Raw genomic sequence first — 15,514 nt, 5'->3', positions numbered from 1 at the left:
GTGTCCCTTGGCCTTCAGCCCCCCGCTCGGGTTGACCGGGATGCGTCCCCCGACCGACGTGTCCCCGGCCTCGACCAGCTTGGCGGCGCCGAACCGATCGCAGAAGCCGAGGTCCTCGTAGTCGATCAGCTCGACCGTGGTGAAGCAGTCGTGCACCTCGGCGACGTCGACGTCGGCCGGGCCGATGCCGGCCATCGCGTAGGCCTGCCTGGCGGCCTTGACCGTGGGCGGGAACGTCGTCATGTCCGGCTTGTGCTGGTGCATGACCCGGTCGACCCCCAGCCCGACGCCCCGCACCCAGACCGGCCGATCGGTGTAGCGGTCGACGACCTCCTCGCCGACCAGCAGCACGGCCGCCGCGCCGTCGCTCTGCGGCGTGCAGTCGAACAGGCCGAACGGCTCGGCCACCATCGGCGCGTCGAGCACCTGCTCGACGGTGATCTCGAAGCGCAGCTGCGCCTTGGGGTTCGAGGCGCCGTGCCGGTGGTTCTTCACCGCGACCATCGCCATGTGCTCGCGCGTGGCCGGCGACTCGTGCAGGTAGCGCGCCGCGTGCAGTGCGAAGTTGGCCGGAGCCACGAGGCCGAGCGGGAAGTCCCACGCCATGTCGCGGGTCATCCCCATCCAGTCCCAGAAGGTGGTGCGGGTCGAGGTCTCACGGACCTTGTCGGCGCCGGCCACGAGCACGACGTCGTAGAGCCCGCTGGCCACCGCGAGCATCCCGTGACGCACGGCGTCGTTGCCGGTGGCGCAGGCGTTCTCGACCCGCGAGACCGGGATGTCGAGCAGGCCACAGGAGTCGGCGAGGATCCCCGCTGCGAACCCGTCGGTGGTGACCAGCTCACCGAACCACGCGGCCTGGATGTCGGAGCGGTCGAAGCCCTTGTCGACGTGGGCGATCGCCTCGCTGACCGCCATCGGGAGCATGTCCTTCACGCCGAGGTCGAAGAGCTCGCCGAACGGCGTCATCCCGGCGCCCACCATCGCGACGCGCCTCATGCTGCGACCTCCGTGCGCTCGCGGGGCAGGAACGCGTAGCCGTAGTCGGGCACGCCGGACCGGACGGCCACCCGGCGGAGGACCATGTCGCCCGCGTCGCCGATCGCCACCGACCCGGGCGGCGCGCCGGTGACGTGGGCGAGGAGCCGGACGCCGCTGCCACCCAGATCGACGAGGGCCAGCGAGTAGGGCGTGACCAGGCTGGGGACCGGGACGTGGACCGTCGTGGTGCTGTAGACCGTGGCGTCGCGAGGTAGGTCGACCAGCTCGGTCGGCTGCTCCGACCCGCACCCGAGACACCGGTACCGGGGCGGCAACGACAGGCAGCCGCAGACCGCACAGCGGGCGGCGGCGAGACGCAGCTTGGCGTCGAAGGCCCGCTCGTAGGCGGCGAGGGAGATCGCGATGCCGGGCCCGGGTGTCGCGGTGCCCGACGGAGGCGGCAGCGGCACCGGCTCGTTCCGCGCCACCGGGACCGCTGGGACCGCTGGGCCGCCGGCCAGGTCGGCGATGGCAACCGTGGCCTGCTCCACGGCCAGGATCCGGCCGCCGCCCCGCTCCGCGACGGCCGCGAGGGCGAAGATGGCGGCGCTGGCGCCGACCGTGGGGAGCGCCGGAGGGTCGCCGGCGCTGAGCGGTGCTGCGAGCTTGTGACCCAGTCCGGCGACCGCGGCCACCTTGCCGGCCAGGCCGGCCCGTTCGAGGGACACGCCGACGCCCCGCTCTCGCGCCAGCCGGGGGTCGGCGTAGTCGGTGACCTCGCCGTGCGCGTCGCGGGTGACGACCGGGAGGCTGCGGCTGACCCGACCGGCCAGGGTGAGCTCCGCCCCGCGGGCGCCGCCGAGGAGGAGGGCGGCGGCCCCCGCGGGTCCCAGGTCGGCGCCGATGACCAGCGTGCCTGCCGGCGCCGCCGCCGCGGCTGCCAGCGCGGCCGGAGCGCCGCCGAGCTCCTCGCGCACCTCGGTGGCGGCATCCACGCCCAGGCCGGCGAGCAGTGGCGCCGCGTTGCCGCCCTCGAGCAGGGGCACGTCCCGGCTGACGAGGACGACGGAGCGGATCGTGCCGGCGGGCGACGAGCCCATGGCCCGGCGGCCGGCCGCGACCGCCATCGTGACCACGTCCTCGTCGTGGCCGGCGCAGCGCGCCGCCGTTGTGCCCCACGGTGGGAGGTAGGTGCCGATCGATTGGATCACGGTCACGAGACCGGGACCCACCCCGCACCCTCGCTGCTGCGCCGGGCGGCATCGACGACCCGTTGCACGCGGTGGCCATCGTGCAGTGTGGGAACCAGGGGCGACGCGGCGTCGGGCCCGGCGGAGAACGCCGGCGCCCAGTCCTCGAGCAGCAGGGCGAGCGAGCGGATCGCCGAGGCGGCGCGCCGAGCCGGGAGCGGCAGCCCGCTGGCCGGCATCCGGTCGCTGCCGGGAATCGACACGAGGTCGTCCTGCCCGACCGCACCGGAGCGGATCTCGGCCGGCTGCTCCCCCATCACCGACCCGTCCATCGACAGCGAGCCCTCGCTGCCGAACACCTCGAAGCTCCGGAAGTCCTGCTGCAGCGCGACCGCGGTCGTCGCCACGCTGGCGAGCATGCCGTTCTGCATCCGCAGCAGCACGACCGACGTGTCGTCGGCGTCGACCTCGAGCGTGCTGCCGTCGGCCCGGGGGCGGGTGGGGACCGAGGTCCGCACGTCGGCGCACACCGCTTCGGGCTCGCCGAACAGGGCGCACAGGAAGTCGAGGTCGTGCGAACCCATGCCCATGAGGTACCCGCCGCCGTGCGCACGCCGGTACATCCACTCCGACTGCAGGCCCCGGGTCGGGTGCCAGAAGTCGGCGCCGCTGCGGGCCAGGGCCAGGTAGGGCCGACCGACGTGGCCGTCGCGCACCATCTCCCACATCCGCAGCCGCCCCGGGTCCCAGCGGTTCTCGAAGCACACCGCGTGGCGGACGTCAGCCGCCTCGGCGGCGTCGAGCATCTTGCGCGTCTCGCCGCTGTCGATGCCGACCGGCTTCTCGACGAGCACGTGCTTGCCGGCCGCGATCGCGGCGAGGGCCTGCTCGTGGTGGAGGTCGACCGGCGTGCACACCGAGATGAGGTCGAGGTCGTCACGGGTGACGAACGTCCGCCAGTCGGTGCTGAGGTCGGTGATGCCCAGCTTCTCCCCCGCCGCCGTCACGCGCTCCTCCCGCTGCGAGCACAGCGCGGTGACCTCGAACTGCGGGACCATCCGGAAGGCGGGGACCTGCACGACCGATCCCCAACCGACGCCGACGATCCCGACGCGGACGGGCGGTCCGGTTCCGGTCTCCGGGTCCATGTCTCCCCCTCGTACGTCGACGGACGTCAGCGCCTGACACTACCGTCAAGTTCGCGCTCCCGCATCGTCGACGCCGATCTCCGACATCGAGCCGACATGGTGTGCTCGGTACGTTGGGCAGGGGTGGCATCGTCCGACTTGAGGGGGACGTGCAATGTGGGGGACATCGGTACGGCGTTCGCTCTTCGCAGCGACCGCTCTCGTTTCGATCGTCGTCGTCGCGACCGCGGCCGACGCCGGGCAACCCCGGCACCATCGGACCGGCCTCGACTGCAACGTCGAGCAGATCCAGCGCCGCGCGGGCCGGCCGATCTCCCGGGATGCCCGGACGGTCGAGATCGTCTCGGCGGTGGAGATGACGACCGCGGCGCCCGCGGTCTCGTACTGCCGGGTCGATGGCTACGTCGTGACCCAGGGCCCGGGGCCCGACCCCAACCACGTCAACTTCATGGTGGCGCTGCCCGAGGGGTTCGAGCAGCGGTACTTCTTCGTAGGTGTCGGAGGGTCGGCAGGGATCGTGCCACCACCACCGGATGCGCAGTTGCGCGAGGGCTATGCCGTCGCCGGAACCGACGGCGGCAGCCCCACGCCGGGGATCGACTGGCGGTTCGCCATCGACCGGACCAAAGCCTTCGACTACGGGCAGCGGGGAGTCCACGTCTCTGCGGTCGCGACGCAACGGATCACCCGGGCGTTCTACGGGCTGTCGGGGCGACAGGACGAGCTCTTCAGCTACATCTCCGGTTGCTCTGGCGGCGGCCGCATGGGCAACGCCGAGGCCAGCACGTACCCGGACACCTTCGACGGCGTGATCCTGGGTGCACCGGGCATCGATCCGCAGAACATCCTGCTCTTCGGCCGGGTCGCCGATCTCGTGTTGGAGAACCCCGACACCTGGGTCTCCCCGCAGCAGCTCGCCCAGCTCGAGGCCGCGGTCGTCGAGCAGTTCGACGACGCCGACGGCGCCGACGACGGACTGATCTGGGACCCCAGCCGGGTCTCGTTCGACCCTGCCTCGCTCGGCATCTTCACGCCGCCCCAGCTGGAGCTGCTCGACATCGTCCTCGGGGGCCTCGACACTCCCGGCGCGAGCTATCCGGGGTTCAGCCTGGCCAACCCCATCGGCTGGTCGTCGTTCCTGGTCGGTCTGACTCCACCGCCGTGGACGGCGACGACCGCTCCGGCCGGCTTCACGGTGTTCGACACCTACAGCAAGGGTCTGTTCGGGCCGGACTACGACTTCACCACCCAGTTCCGCTTCGACGACCGGGGCTACGTCCGCCAGTGGCGCCAGCTGTTCGATCGGGTGTACCAGGCCTCGGGTGAAGCCGATCCCGCCGACCTGGCGCGCTTCGAGCGGGCCGGCGGCAAGCTGCTGATCTGGCACGGCGTCGCCGACAACGCGATCTCCATCAACGACACGATCGAGTACTACGACGGGATCGCCGACATCCGTCGTCGAGGCGACGTCGACTCGTTCGCCCGCCTGTTCCCCGTACCGGGGCTGCTCCACTGCGGCGGCGGCCCCGGACCGGTCGACGTCCCGGACCAGGCCCTGTCGGCGATCGTCGACTGGGTCGAGAACGGCCACGCGCCCGACTCGCTGGTCGCCGACGCACCCGGCCGGTCGTTCCGGCTGTGCCCCTACCCCGAGGCCTCGGTGTTCGCCGGAGGCGTCGACAACCCTGCCGCCCTCGACGTGAACGACGCGGCCAACTGGTCCTGCGCCGAGCCGTAAGAGGCCGAGCGGAGCCGACACCGGGCCGAAATGCTGTCGTAGGTACGGTGGCCGCGTGGACGGCGTCCGAGCGTGTCCGGTCTCCGAGGGTGTCGGTTGGTTGGAGCAGGGCTTCCTGGTCGACCCCTACCCGCAGCTGTCCGCGCTGCGGGACGAGGCACCCGTGTTCTACGACCGGGACCTCGACCACTGGATCGTGACCCGCTACGCGGATGTCGAGGCCTGCCTGCTGGACCGCACCACGTTCCTCGCCGAGAACGCTTCGTCCCCCATCTGGCCACCGGTGGACGAAGCGCAGCGCGTCCTGAGGGAGCACGGCTACAAGCGGGTGCCGACGCTCAACAACGCCGACCCGCCCCGGCACGCGCCCATGCGCAAGGCGGTCCTGGCCTGCATGTCGCCGCGGCGGCTGCGGGCGCTCGAACCCGAGGTGCGGTCCTACGCCCGTGGGCTCGTCGAAGCGATCGTCGGCGGCGACGAGGCCGACCTCGTCGCCGCCCTGACGTTCCCGCTCCCCGGGTGGGCCGGGTTGAGCCTGCTCGGCATCCCCGAGTCCGACTTCGAGCAGGTCAAGGCCTGGTCGGCGGGCCGGGTGCTGTTCACCTACGGCCGCCTCCCGGCCGACGACCAGGTCCGGGTGGCCCACAACGTCACGGCCTTCTGGCGCTACGCCGAGGACTTCGTCGCCGATCGTGACGCGGCCCGCCGGGACGACTTCACCAGCGACCTGCTGCGCTACCACGACGAGCACCCCGATGTGGTCACCGGCGACGACGTCGTGAACATCGTGTACTCGATGGCCCTCGCCGGGCACGACTCGACCACCAACGCCATGGGCAACGCTCTGCGCCACCTCCTCACCCACCGCGACCAGTGGGACCTCCTGGTACAGGACCCGGCGCTGGTCCCCGACGCGGTCGAGGAGTCGCTGCGCTTCGACGGTCCGGTGCTCGGCCACCGCCGGACGGCCGCCGTCGACACCGAGATCGGCGGTACCCCGGTTCCGGCCGGGGCCAGACTCGTCCTGCTCTTCGCCGCCGCGGGCCACGACCCGGCGCACTTCCCCGAGCCCGACGCGTTGGACGTCAGGCGGTCCAACGCCGGCGAGCACCTCGCCTTCGGCCGGGGCGTGCACTTCTGCCTGGGCGCACCGCTGGCCCGGATGGAGCTGCGCATCGCCCTCGAGCTGCTGACCGAGCTCACGCCCGAGATGCACCTCGTGCCGGGCCGGCCCCTGGCCTACTCGCCCAACGCGCTCTTCCGCTCGGTCGAGCACCTCCACGTGCACCCGTGAGGAGGACGACGATGGAGCTCGAGGCCGTCAGCTTCGAGGTCGAGGACCACGTGGCGACGATCACGCTGGACCGGCCCGAGGCCCTCAACTCTTTCAACGAGGCCATGGCCCGGGACATCGCCGACGCGTGGGCGACCGTTCGTGACGACGACGACATCCACGTCGCCGTTCTCCAGGCCAACGGCGAGCGGGCGTTCTCCACGGGTGTCGACGTCAAGGGCGGCAGTCGGTGGTTCCTCAAGGACAACGTGTGGAACAGCTTCGACCCCGGGACGATGCTGTCGCCGAAGCTCCACCACAAGGTGTGGAAGCCCGTCGTGGCCGCGGTCCACGGGCTGTGCGCCGGCGGTGGGCAGTACTTCATCAACGAGGCGGACATCGTCATCTGCTCGGATGACGCCGAGTTCTTCGACCCCCACGCCGACGTGGGCATCGTCTCCGCCGTCGAGCCGATCGGGATGCTGTGGCGGGGAGTGCCGCTCGGCGACGTGCTGCGCTGGGCGTTGATGGGCAACGACGAGCGCATCACGGCCGAGACGGCTCTGCGGCTCGGTCTCGTGACCGAGGTCGTGGCCCGCGCCGACCTACGCCCCCGGGCGCGGCAGATCGCCACCTCGATCGCGGCGCGGAACCCCAAGGCGATCCAGGGCACCATCCGGGCCATCTGGGAGTCGCTGGACATGCTGCACACCGTCGGCCTGCAGAACGCACTGGCCTACACGCACATCGGCAACCAGCCGCCGCATCTCCCCTCGGGCGACAAGCGCCCGCCCACGTACCGCTGACCGCGGTCAGCGGAGGAGGAAGGTCGAGAGGCGGTCGAGCTGGTCGAGGGCCGGGCTCGTGGGGATGAGGATCAGCTCGTCCCATCCGGCCGCTTCGTAGGCCCGGATCATGGCTTCGAGCTTCGCTTCTCCGGAGCACGGCGCCAGTGCCGGGGTCCAGCGGAAGTCGGCGCGCAGCGGCACGTCGCCGAAGTAGCGCTCGCCGGCACTGCGGATGAGCTCGTCGCTGTCGGGCCCGAGCGCGAACCACACGCCGTCCATCAGGTACGGGGGCCCGACCCGGCCCGCCTGGGACCACGCGGCGCGGACCTCGGCCCCCTTGGCCTCGATGGCTTCGGGCGACAGGGGCATCGAACCGCCGTAGTTGCCGTCGGCCCACCGAGCGGCTCGGGCGAGGGACTTCGGCCCCCGGGCGCTGGAGTAGATCGGCGGCCCACCGGCCTGGAGCGGCGCGGGGCCGACGCCGCGCCCCGGCCCCGCCGCGGCTTCCGCCCACGTGCGGCGCAGCGCCGCCACCTGCTCGTCGAGTCGAGCGTGCCGGTGCCGCATCGGCCGTTCGGCGGCTTCGTAGTCGTCGGGCCGACCGCCGACACCGACCGCGACCCGGAGCCGGCCCTGCGAGAGGACGTCGACGGACGCCAGCTGCTTGGCGACCACTGCGGCGGCGTGCAGCGGCATCACGCTCAGCCCGAAGAGGATGCTGGGCCGCGACGTGAGGAGGGCCGCCGCCGTCAGGCTGACCGTGTGGTCGAGGTTGTCGTAGACGAGCCGCTCGCCGACCACGACGGTGTCGTACGGTCCGGCCTCGATGCCGGCGCACCAGGCCTCGAGCGTGGCGCGGTCGGCGTAGGGGACGATGTGGGGCAGCAGGACGCCGAACCTCATCGTCGGCCCCCGGGTTCCGCGGTTGTCGTGGGGCGCAGCCCGGGGACGACCTCGGTGGCGTACAGCTCGAGCGAGGTCGTGTCGGGGTGGTCGCCGAACTGCGGCACGAGCTCGCTGACGCCGAGCTCCACGAACTCGCCCATGGCGTCCTGCACCTTCGCCGGCGTTCCCCAGAGCCAGGAACGGAACTCGGGGATGCCGCGGCGGGCGCGCAGGTCCTCGACGATGCGGCGGGCCTCGTCTTCGTCGCGGCGGATCACGATGCCCGTCTCGAACCAGCTGATCCTGATCTCCTCGAAGGGCCGGCCGGCGGCGTCGCACCTCGCCTCCAGCTTCGCCTTGGTCGCCGGCAGGTCGTCGAGGGAGCCCACGTAGTTCCAGGTGTCGGCGCGGGCGGCCACGATGCCGAGCGTGGTCGGCCCCGACCCGCCGATGACGAGCGGCACCCGGGCCTGCAGCGGCTTCGGGTCGCAGCGGCCGCGGTCGATCGTGTAGTGCGAACCGCTGAAGGTCACCTCGGGCTCGCTCCACAGGAGTCGGATGATCTCGACCGCCTCGCCCAGCATCTCGATGCGAGTCCGCGCCCCCGGGAACGGGACGCCGTAACCGAGGTGCTCCCGCTCGAACCAGCCGGCGCCGAGACCCAGGTCGATCCGGCCGCCGCTCATGTGGTCGACGGTCGCGGCGATCTTGGCCAGCAGCGCGGGTGGGCGGAACGAGTTGCACGTGGCGAGCTGTCCGAGCCTGATCCGCGAGGTGTGCTGGCTGAGCCCGGCCAGCAGCGACCAGCACTCGAGCACCGGGGTGCTGCGCTTCGGCGTGCCCGGCGGCCGGCCGTGGTCGATCCACGGGGCGTTGTGGACGTGATCGCTCACCCACAGCCCGTCCAACCCGAGCTCCTCGATCGCGCGGGCGTGCTCGACGTTGACCCGCCAGAGGTCGGCCACCGGCACGTCGCCGAGCTCGAGCATGAAGCCCTGGGGGACGAAGGCGCCGAAGCGCAGCTCCGGTGGACCGCTCACGCCGCTCACGTCCGGGCCGACCGCAGGACGACCCCACTACGGGCGTCGACGTCGAGGCACCCGTCGCGCACCAGGAAGCGGCCGTTGACGAGCACGTCGTGCACGCCGGCCGGCCGGTCCGCGACGAGGCGGTCGGCGCCGGCCGGGAGGTCGTGGACGCGACGCAGGGGGCCGACGCCGATGGTGGCGAGGTCGAACACGACGAGGTCGGCGGCGGACCCGGGCCGGAGGTAGCCGCGATCGCCGAAGCCGAAGAGATCTGCCGGCTCGCCGGTCAGCTTGCGGACGGCCGCTTCGAGCGACAGCTCGTTGCGCTCCCGGACGAAGGTGCCGAGGAGCTCCGAGGAGAACCCGGCGTCGCACAGCTGGCTGGCATGGGCGCCGGCGTCGGAGAGGCCGACGACGGTCCCGGGCTCGCCGAGCAGCCGACCGATGCCGGCCACGTCGTCGTTGGCGATCACGCAGCGGACCCGCGTGGTGAGATCGTCGGCGAGGGCGATGTCGAGCAGCGCGTCGAGAGGCGTCGATCCGCGCTCGGCGGCGATCGCGCCGAGCGGCCGGCCCTCCAGGTGCGCCTGCCGCGTCTCCTCCACGACGAACGAGTCCCACCGGATCCGGGGCACCCCGGCATCGAGCTCGGCCTGGGCCTGCTCCCGCCAGACACGGTCGCCGTAGCGGCGGATCCGCTCCTCCGGCGCCTGCTGGTGGAGGGCGGCGAAGCTCGGCCGGCCGTCGAAGAAGAACGGACGGTCCATGCGACACTGCATCGACAGCGGCCGCACCGACACCTGGGGCCGGACGTCCGCGCCCGTGGCGCTCCCCTGCCGGTGGATGTCGAGCATGCGCTCCTGGCGGCCGTCGGGGTAGGTGAGCAGCGCCGTCCAGGTCACCGGGCGACCGACCTCGGGCTGGAGGGCGTAGAGCTCGGCGTGGGGAAGCTGGTCGCCCGGAACGATCCCGACGACCCCGTGCTGCTCGGCCCCCGCCTGGGCCAGCAGGGCGCGGAGCTCCTCCGTCGACGCCAGGCGCGACGGCACCGGCCGCCCGCCGTCGCCGACGTGGCCCGGCGACTGGCTGGTGGCGAACCCGGCGGCGCCGGCGTCCATGGCTTCGGCGAGCGCCTGCGCCATCCGGGCGATCTCCGCCGCCGTCGCCTCCCGCTCGTAGGCGTCGGCGCCCATGACCCAGATCCGCAGCGGGGTGTGGCCCGCGTAGGCCGCGAAGTTCAGGGCGACCCCGCGCCGGTCGACGGCGTCCAGGTAGCCGGCGAAGCTCTCGAACTCCCAGGCGATGCCCGCTTCCAGGGCCTCGAGGCTCATGCCCTCGACGTGCTCGAGCGTCCGGGCCAGCAGGCCCCGGTGCCCCGGGCGGGCCGGAGCGATGCCGAAGCCGCAGTTGCCCGCGACCACCGTCGTGATGCCGTGGAAGCACGAAGGCGTGAGGAGGGGGTCCCACAGGACCTGGGCGTCGTAGTGGGTGTGGATGTCGACGAACCCGGGGGCCACCACGAGCCCGTGGGCATCGACCTCGGTCGCGCCCTGGTCGGGAACATCGCCGACCGCGGTGATGCGCCCGGCGTGGATGCCGACGTCGGCCGCCGCCGCCCCTGCGCCGCTGCCGTCGACGACCAGCCCGCCGCGGATGACGACGTCGAGGCTCATCGGCCGGGGCCCGCTGCGGTCAGGGCCGGGCCGATCTCCGAGCGCTCGATCCGGTCCGGCGGGGGTGCCGGGTGATGGTAGAGGGCCGCGGCGTTGGCGAAGCACACCCGCGCGACGTCGTCGGGCGGCAGGTGGGCGAGCTGCGCCGCCAGCAGGGCCTGGGTGTCGGGCCACGAGCTGTCGCCGTGCGGGTAGTCGACCTCGACCATCACGTTGCCGGCCCCGATCACGTCGAGGTGCTGGAACGCGGTCGGGTCCTCGATCGAGGTGAAGGAGAAGTTCCGGTGCATCACGTCGACCGGGTCGGGGTCGGCGGCGCTCCAGTGGGTGGATGCGGACGCCTGACGGTAGGCGCGCCGCAGGCGCTCGACGACCATGGGGACCCACGAGGCACCGCCCTCGGACAGCGCGACCTTGATCCCGGGGAACCGCAGCGGCACGCGGGAGAAGATCCAGTCGGTCAGCGCCACGATGCCGCTGACGGGGAACAGGGCCACGGTCACCTCGACCGGCGAATCGGTCGAGCCCGTCGTGATGGCGCCGCGCGACCCGACGTGCAGGTTGACCACCGTGCCCGTCTCCTCGCAGGCGGCGAAGAAGGGGTCCCACGCTCCGCTGTGGATCGAGGGCATGCCCTGCCCCTCCGGGTTCTCGCTGAAGCTGACCGCTCGGAAGCCCCGCTCGGCGTTGCGGCGCACCTCCGCCGCGGCGCCGTCGGGGTCGGCCAGCCAGGCCACCTGGCAGGGGATGAACCGGTCGGGGGCCGCCCCGCACCACTCCTCGAGCAGCCAGTCGTTGTAGGCCCGGAGGCACGCCAGGCCCAGCTCGCGGTCGGTCATCGCCGCGAACCGGGACCCCGCGAAGCCCCACACCATCGACGGGAAGGGCAGCGACGCCCAGATGCCGGCAACCTCCATGTCGGCGACGCGCTCGTGGGGATCGGTGACGCCCGGGAGGAACTCGTCGAAGCGCGCCGGGGCCACGTTCCACTCCTCCATCGGTCGGCCGACGAGCGCGTTGGGCATGCCGATCGGCAGCCGCTCACCGTCGACCAGCCACCGCGGCAGGCCGTCGTCGTCGGTGACGACGCGCGGGGCGGCGTCGCGCAGCCGGGCGGGCAACCGGCCCTCGAACAGCGTCGGCGGCTCCACGAGGTGGTCGTCGACGGAGATGACCGGGCAGAACACCGGCCGGGCCGCCGGGCGGGGCAGCAACGTCACCGCGCCCCGCTCCTGCCGCCGGCCCGGGGTCGCACCCTTGCCGAGGACCTTCATCGGACGGCCTCCAGGGGCGCGGCCGCGCCGGCGATGGCCGTCGGCGCGAAGAAGTCGGGGCGGACGGCGGTCAGGGTGCGCCAGGCGTTCTCGTAGGTGAACTTGCGGAAGTCCTCCGCCGACAGCACGCCCTCGTCGACCGCCTCGTAGGCCTCGGGGAGCACGCCGCGCATGTCGGGCACGTCCCAGTGCCCGATGTCGGAGGCGAACATGGCCCGCAGCTGCGTGTGCCCCGGGTTCAGCCCCCGGTCGAACGCCAGCCGGTTCAGCGGGTCGTCGGCCTCGCAGCCGAAGCTGAACTGCGTGGTGAACATGCGCACGATGTCGTCGATCCCGGTGATCCGCGCTTCGGCGAAGTCGTCGATGCTGGCGGGGTCCTCCGCGACCGCTCCCCGCCCGAAGAGCACCCCGTCGCGCCCGAGCCGGTGCGCGGCCAGGCGGCCCCGGGCATGGCGCCGGAAGAGGTCGTCGAACCGGTCGAGGTCGACCCCGCCCGGATCGAGCGACCCGATGGCGTCGCGGTTGCGCTTCCCGTAGTGCCCGACGAGATCGGCGAACAGCTGGCACGCCCAGGCGACGCCCCCTTCGAGGAACGAGAAGCTGAGCTCGGGGAACCGCGCCGCGACCCCGCCCATGACGATCGATCGGCAGGCCGGCTCCTGGCCGGCCGCGAAGTTGCCCAGGTGGTTGTAGACGTAGTTCGTCCGGGACGTGCGCGTGCCCCAGCCGTAGCCGACCATGTGGAAGCTCGGGGCGACGCGGAGCTCGACGCAGCGCCGCCAGAACGGGTCGTAGTCGTACGCGCTCTCGTGGCCGACGGTGTCGATCCACTGGGCCGTCGATCCGTCCGTCCGCAGCTCGGTGCGGTGGACGATCGCGCTGGTCACGAAGGCCCGGAAGCCGAGGTCGACCACGGCGTGCTCGAGGAGCTCGAGCGCCTCGGTGGGGTGCACGAGCGGGATGACGGCGACGGGTTCGAGGCGGTCCCGCAGGCCCTCGGTCACCGTCGCGTAGTAGGCGTTGAGGGCCCGGGCCAGGCCCGCCCGCAGGTCGGCGTCGGGGAGGGCGAGCACGCCGAGGCCCACCGTCGGGTACAGCATGCTGAAGTCGATGCCGATCTCGTCGAGCCGGTCGTACAGCAGGTGAGGGACGGTCGCGGTGGCCCGGTCGAGGGCCTCGCCGGGGAACGAGTAGAAGACCCGCTTGCCCGGCCGGGGCCGCGAGCGCAGGGGACCGGTCGGGGGCGCCAGCCAGCGGCGGAAGCCGTCGACGAGGTCGCCGCCGCCGACCTCGTGGGCCAGCTCCTCGACCAGGGGGACGAACTCGATCAGGTGCCCGTCGGCATCGATCACCGGGTGGTCGAGCTGTGCCCTGACCCGCGCGACGGTGTCGGTCGGGGTGCTCACGTCACATCGCCGTCGGCAACGCCGGGCCCAGCAGGCCGGCGGCGTCGATGACCTCGCCGCAGTCGGGGGCGCCGAGCTCGCGGAAGACGATCTCCCTGATCAGCCACCGCCCGTCGACCCGCCGGAGCTTGGTGCGGCACATGCGGCAGGTGACGAGCCCGAACCCGGCCGGGCCGTGGAAGGTGACCGCGAGCTGGCCGACGGCGGTGGCGTCGTCGCCGTCGACGTCGACGATGAAGTCGACCATGAGGTGCTGCTCGCGGTTGACGATGGCCAGGTGCCCCGGCCCGGTGACCGTCCGCCGCGCCTGCTCGTGGCCGACCGACACCAGCCCGTCGGAGACGCCGCCCTCCGGCAGCCGCAGCCCGCCCGAGACGTCCCACACGCAGTCGTCGGTCAGGGTGGCGAGGAAGTCGTCGAACCGGCCGAGGTCGGCGTTGTACCCGAACCGGACGAGCACGTCGCGGATCTGCTCCTTGTCCTCGAGGACTTGCAGTCGGCGCCGGAGCGACGCCAGCTCCGCCGCCGCGACAGGTTCGTCAGTCATCGGTCCTCCTTGTGTCGGGGGTCAGTCGTCTCGCCGGACGACGATGCCGGCGGCTTCGCGGTCCCAGGTGGCCGGCCCGTTGCCCTGCGCCCGCAGGACGTCCTTCCGGACCCGGCCGGTCGGGGTGAGCGGCAGGTCGTCGACGACCTCGACGTAGCGCGGGACCGCGTAGTACGGGAGGCGGGGCACCAGGAAGGCGACGAGCTCGACCGGGTCGATGTCGACGTGGTCGCGGACCACGAACACCTTCACGTCGTGGTCGCCGTGCTCGGTCGCCACGCCGACGCAGGCCGCCTTGCTGATCGCCGGGTGGGCGAGCACCTCCCGCTCGACCTCGTAGCTCGAGATGTTCTCGCCGCGGCGCCGCAGCGAATCGGTGGCCCGGTCGGCGAAGTAGTAGAAGCCGTCGGCGTCGACGCTGAACATGTCGCCGGTGTGGAACCAGCCGTTGCGCCAGGCGGCCGCCGTGGCGTCGGGCCGGTTCAGGTACTGGTAGGCGATCGTCCAGGGCTCGTCGCACCGGATGACCAGCTGGCCGACCTGGCCCGTGGGCACGGGCATGTCGTTCTCGTCGACGATACGAGCCTCGAACCCGGGGCACAGGCGGCCGGCCGTGGTCGGCCGGTCGATCTCGCCGGTCCAGCCGTGGCGGGTGGCCTGGGGCAGTTCGGTCATCCCGTACATGACCTGGAGGTAGTCGATCCCGAAGCGCTTCATGAAGCCCTCGGCGTCGGGGAGGAGCGGGTTCATGCTGACGTTCCGCAGGGGGTTGTCGGCGTCGTCGGGCCGCTCCGGCGTCGCGTACAGCACCGGCGCCATGGTGCTCACGAGCACCACGAACGTGGACCCGGTGGCACGCAGCTCGTCGAGGAACGTCGAGGCCTTGAACTGGCTGCGCAGGACGACCCGGCCACCGGCGTTCCAGCCGGCCATGGTGGGCGCCATGCCGCCGGTGTGGTACAGCGGCATGTGGCCGAACACGACGTCGTCGTGGGTCAGCCCCCAGGCCGGTGCAGCCGCGGCGCAGAGGTGGCGGTGGGTCGTCACGACGCCCTTCGACGGGCCCGTCGTGCCCGAGGTGAAGTTGACGACGGCGGTGTCCCACGGGTGGACCACGGGGTCGATCGAGGGCCGGGCGCCGCGCTCGCCCCGGATCAGCGAGGGGTCGATGCACCGGATGTCGAGGTCGAGCTCCTTGAACCGGGCGACCATCGCCTCGGTGGTGACGACGTGGCTCACCTCGGCATCGGCGCACACGTGGCGGAGCTGCTCGCCGCGCAGGGCGGTGTTGATCGCGACCACCGGGATGCCGAGCCGCGCGGCGCCCCACCAGGCGCGGAGCCAGTCGCGGCCGTTGCCGAGCATGACGGCGATGCGGGGTACCTGACCGACCAGCTCCTCGAGTCGGGCGGCCGAGGCGTTCATCTCGGCGACGGCCTCGGCCCAGGTCCACTCCTCGCCGTCGACGTCGGTGACGCAGACCCGGTCCGGCGTGACCCGGCCGAAGTGCTCCAGGACGTTCCTGAACACCACGCCGTCCTCGGGCAGGGGGATCGCTTCCAACTCGCTGCTCCTCTGGGTTC

13 protein-coding genes are annotated in these 15,514 nt (G+C 72.6%); 3 read left to right on the top strand and 10 right to left on the bottom strand.

Annotated features, from left to right (window positions below):
* From VK611_16330 to VK611_16320, 3 genes are all read right to left on the bottom strand, one after another.
* A partial coding sequence (locus VK611_16330; GenBank protein HMG42901.1) for a hypothetical protein occupies positions 1 to 999 on the bottom strand: 999 nt, incomplete at its 3' end.
* Positions 996 to 2,198, bottom strand: coding sequence for an OB-fold domain-containing protein (locus VK611_16325; GenBank protein HMG42900.1), 1,203 nt, complete (start codon positions 2,196 to 2,198; stop codon positions 996 to 998). The genes VK611_16325 and VK611_16330, both read right to left, overlap by 4 nt.
* Positions 2,195 to 3,319 carry a Gfo/Idh/MocA family oxidoreductase gene (locus tag VK611_16320; protein HMG42899.1) on the bottom strand — a complete coding sequence of 375 codons (1,125 nt, stop codon included), beginning with the start codon at positions 3,317 to 3,319 and terminating at the stop codon, positions 2,195 to 2,197. The genes VK611_16325 and VK611_16320 overlap by 4 nt, the downstream gene beginning before the upstream one ends.
* Before the next feature lie 154 nt (positions 3,320 to 3,473).
* Here VK611_16320 and VK611_16315 point away from each other — a divergent pair, with 154 nt between their 5' ends.
* The 3 genes from VK611_16315 to VK611_16305 are packed head-to-tail and all read left to right on the top strand — an operon-like array spanning position 3,474 to position 7,136.
* Positions 3,474 to 5,057: a tannase/feruloyl esterase family alpha/beta hydrolase gene (locus VK611_16315; GenBank protein ID HMG42898.1), complete on the top strand. Its 1,584-nt coding sequence runs from the start codon at positions 3,474 to 3,476 to the stop codon at positions 5,055 to 5,057.
* 55 nt (positions 5,058 to 5,112) lie between these two features.
* The gene (locus VK611_16310) at positions 5,113 to 6,351 is read left to right on the top strand and encodes a cytochrome P450 (GenBank protein ID HMG42897.1); all 1,239 of its coding nucleotides are present in this window, start codon (positions 5,113 to 5,115) and stop codon (positions 6,349 to 6,351) included.
* A gap of 11 nt (positions 6,352 to 6,362) precedes the next feature.
* Positions 6,363 to 7,136, top strand: a complete 774-nt coding sequence (locus VK611_16305; GenBank protein ID HMG42896.1) for an enoyl-CoA hydratase/isomerase family protein — start codon at positions 6,363 to 6,365, stop codon at positions 7,134 to 7,136.
* A 6-nt stretch (positions 7,137 to 7,142) separates the two neighbouring features.
* Here the strand turns inward: VK611_16305 and VK611_16300 are convergent, their stop codons facing one another.
* The 7 genes from VK611_16300 to VK611_16270 are packed head-to-tail and all read right to left on the bottom strand — an operon-like array spanning position 7,143 to position 15,494.
* Entirely contained in the window at positions 7,143 to 8,021 is an 879-nt protein-coding gene (locus VK611_16300; GenBank protein HMG42895.1) for an LLM class flavin-dependent oxidoreductase, read from the bottom strand.
* A complete protein-coding gene (locus VK611_16295) occupies positions 8,018 to 9,043 on the bottom strand; it encodes an LLM class flavin-dependent oxidoreductase (GenBank protein HMG42894.1) in 1,026 nt (341 codons plus the stop codon). Before VK611_16295 ends, VK611_16300 begins: the two co-directional genes overlap by 4 nt.
* A 5-nt stretch (positions 9,044 to 9,048) precedes the next feature.
* Positions 9,049 to 10,704, bottom strand: a complete 1,656-nt coding sequence (locus tag VK611_16290) for an amidohydrolase family protein (protein HMG42893.1) — start codon at positions 10,702 to 10,704, stop codon at positions 9,049 to 9,051.
* Positions 10,701 to 11,978 carry an amidohydrolase family protein gene (locus tag VK611_16285; protein HMG42892.1) on the bottom strand — a complete coding sequence of 426 codons (1,278 nt, stop codon included), beginning with the start codon at positions 11,976 to 11,978 and terminating at the stop codon, positions 10,701 to 10,703. The genes VK611_16290 and VK611_16285 overlap by 4 nt, the downstream gene beginning before the upstream one ends.
* Positions 11,975 to 13,384: an amidohydrolase family protein gene (locus tag VK611_16280; GenBank protein ID HMG42891.1), complete on the bottom strand. Its 1,410-nt coding sequence runs from the start codon at positions 13,382 to 13,384 to the stop codon at positions 11,975 to 11,977. Before VK611_16280 ends, VK611_16285 begins: the two co-directional genes overlap by 4 nt.
* Position 13,385: 1 nt before the next feature.
* Positions 13,386 to 13,931, bottom strand: a complete 546-nt coding sequence (locus VK611_16275) for a nuclear transport factor 2 family protein (protein ID HMG42890.1) — start codon at positions 13,929 to 13,931, stop codon at positions 13,386 to 13,388.
* 21 nt (positions 13,932 to 13,952) lie between these two features.
* On the bottom strand, positions 13,953 to 15,494 hold the full coding sequence (locus VK611_16270) for an AMP-binding protein (protein ID HMG42889.1): 1,542 nt from the start codon (positions 15,492 to 15,494) through the stop codon (positions 13,953 to 13,955).
* Between the last annotated feature and the right edge of the window lie 20 nt (positions 15,495 to 15,514).

The organism is Acidimicrobiales bacterium (assembly GCA_035316325.1).
GTDB lineage: Bacteria > Actinomycetota > Acidimicrobiia > Acidimicrobiales > VFJN01 > DASXTK01.
The sequence above is the reverse complement of the archived record's forward strand: the minus strand, read 5'-3'. Positions and strand labels throughout refer to the sequence as shown.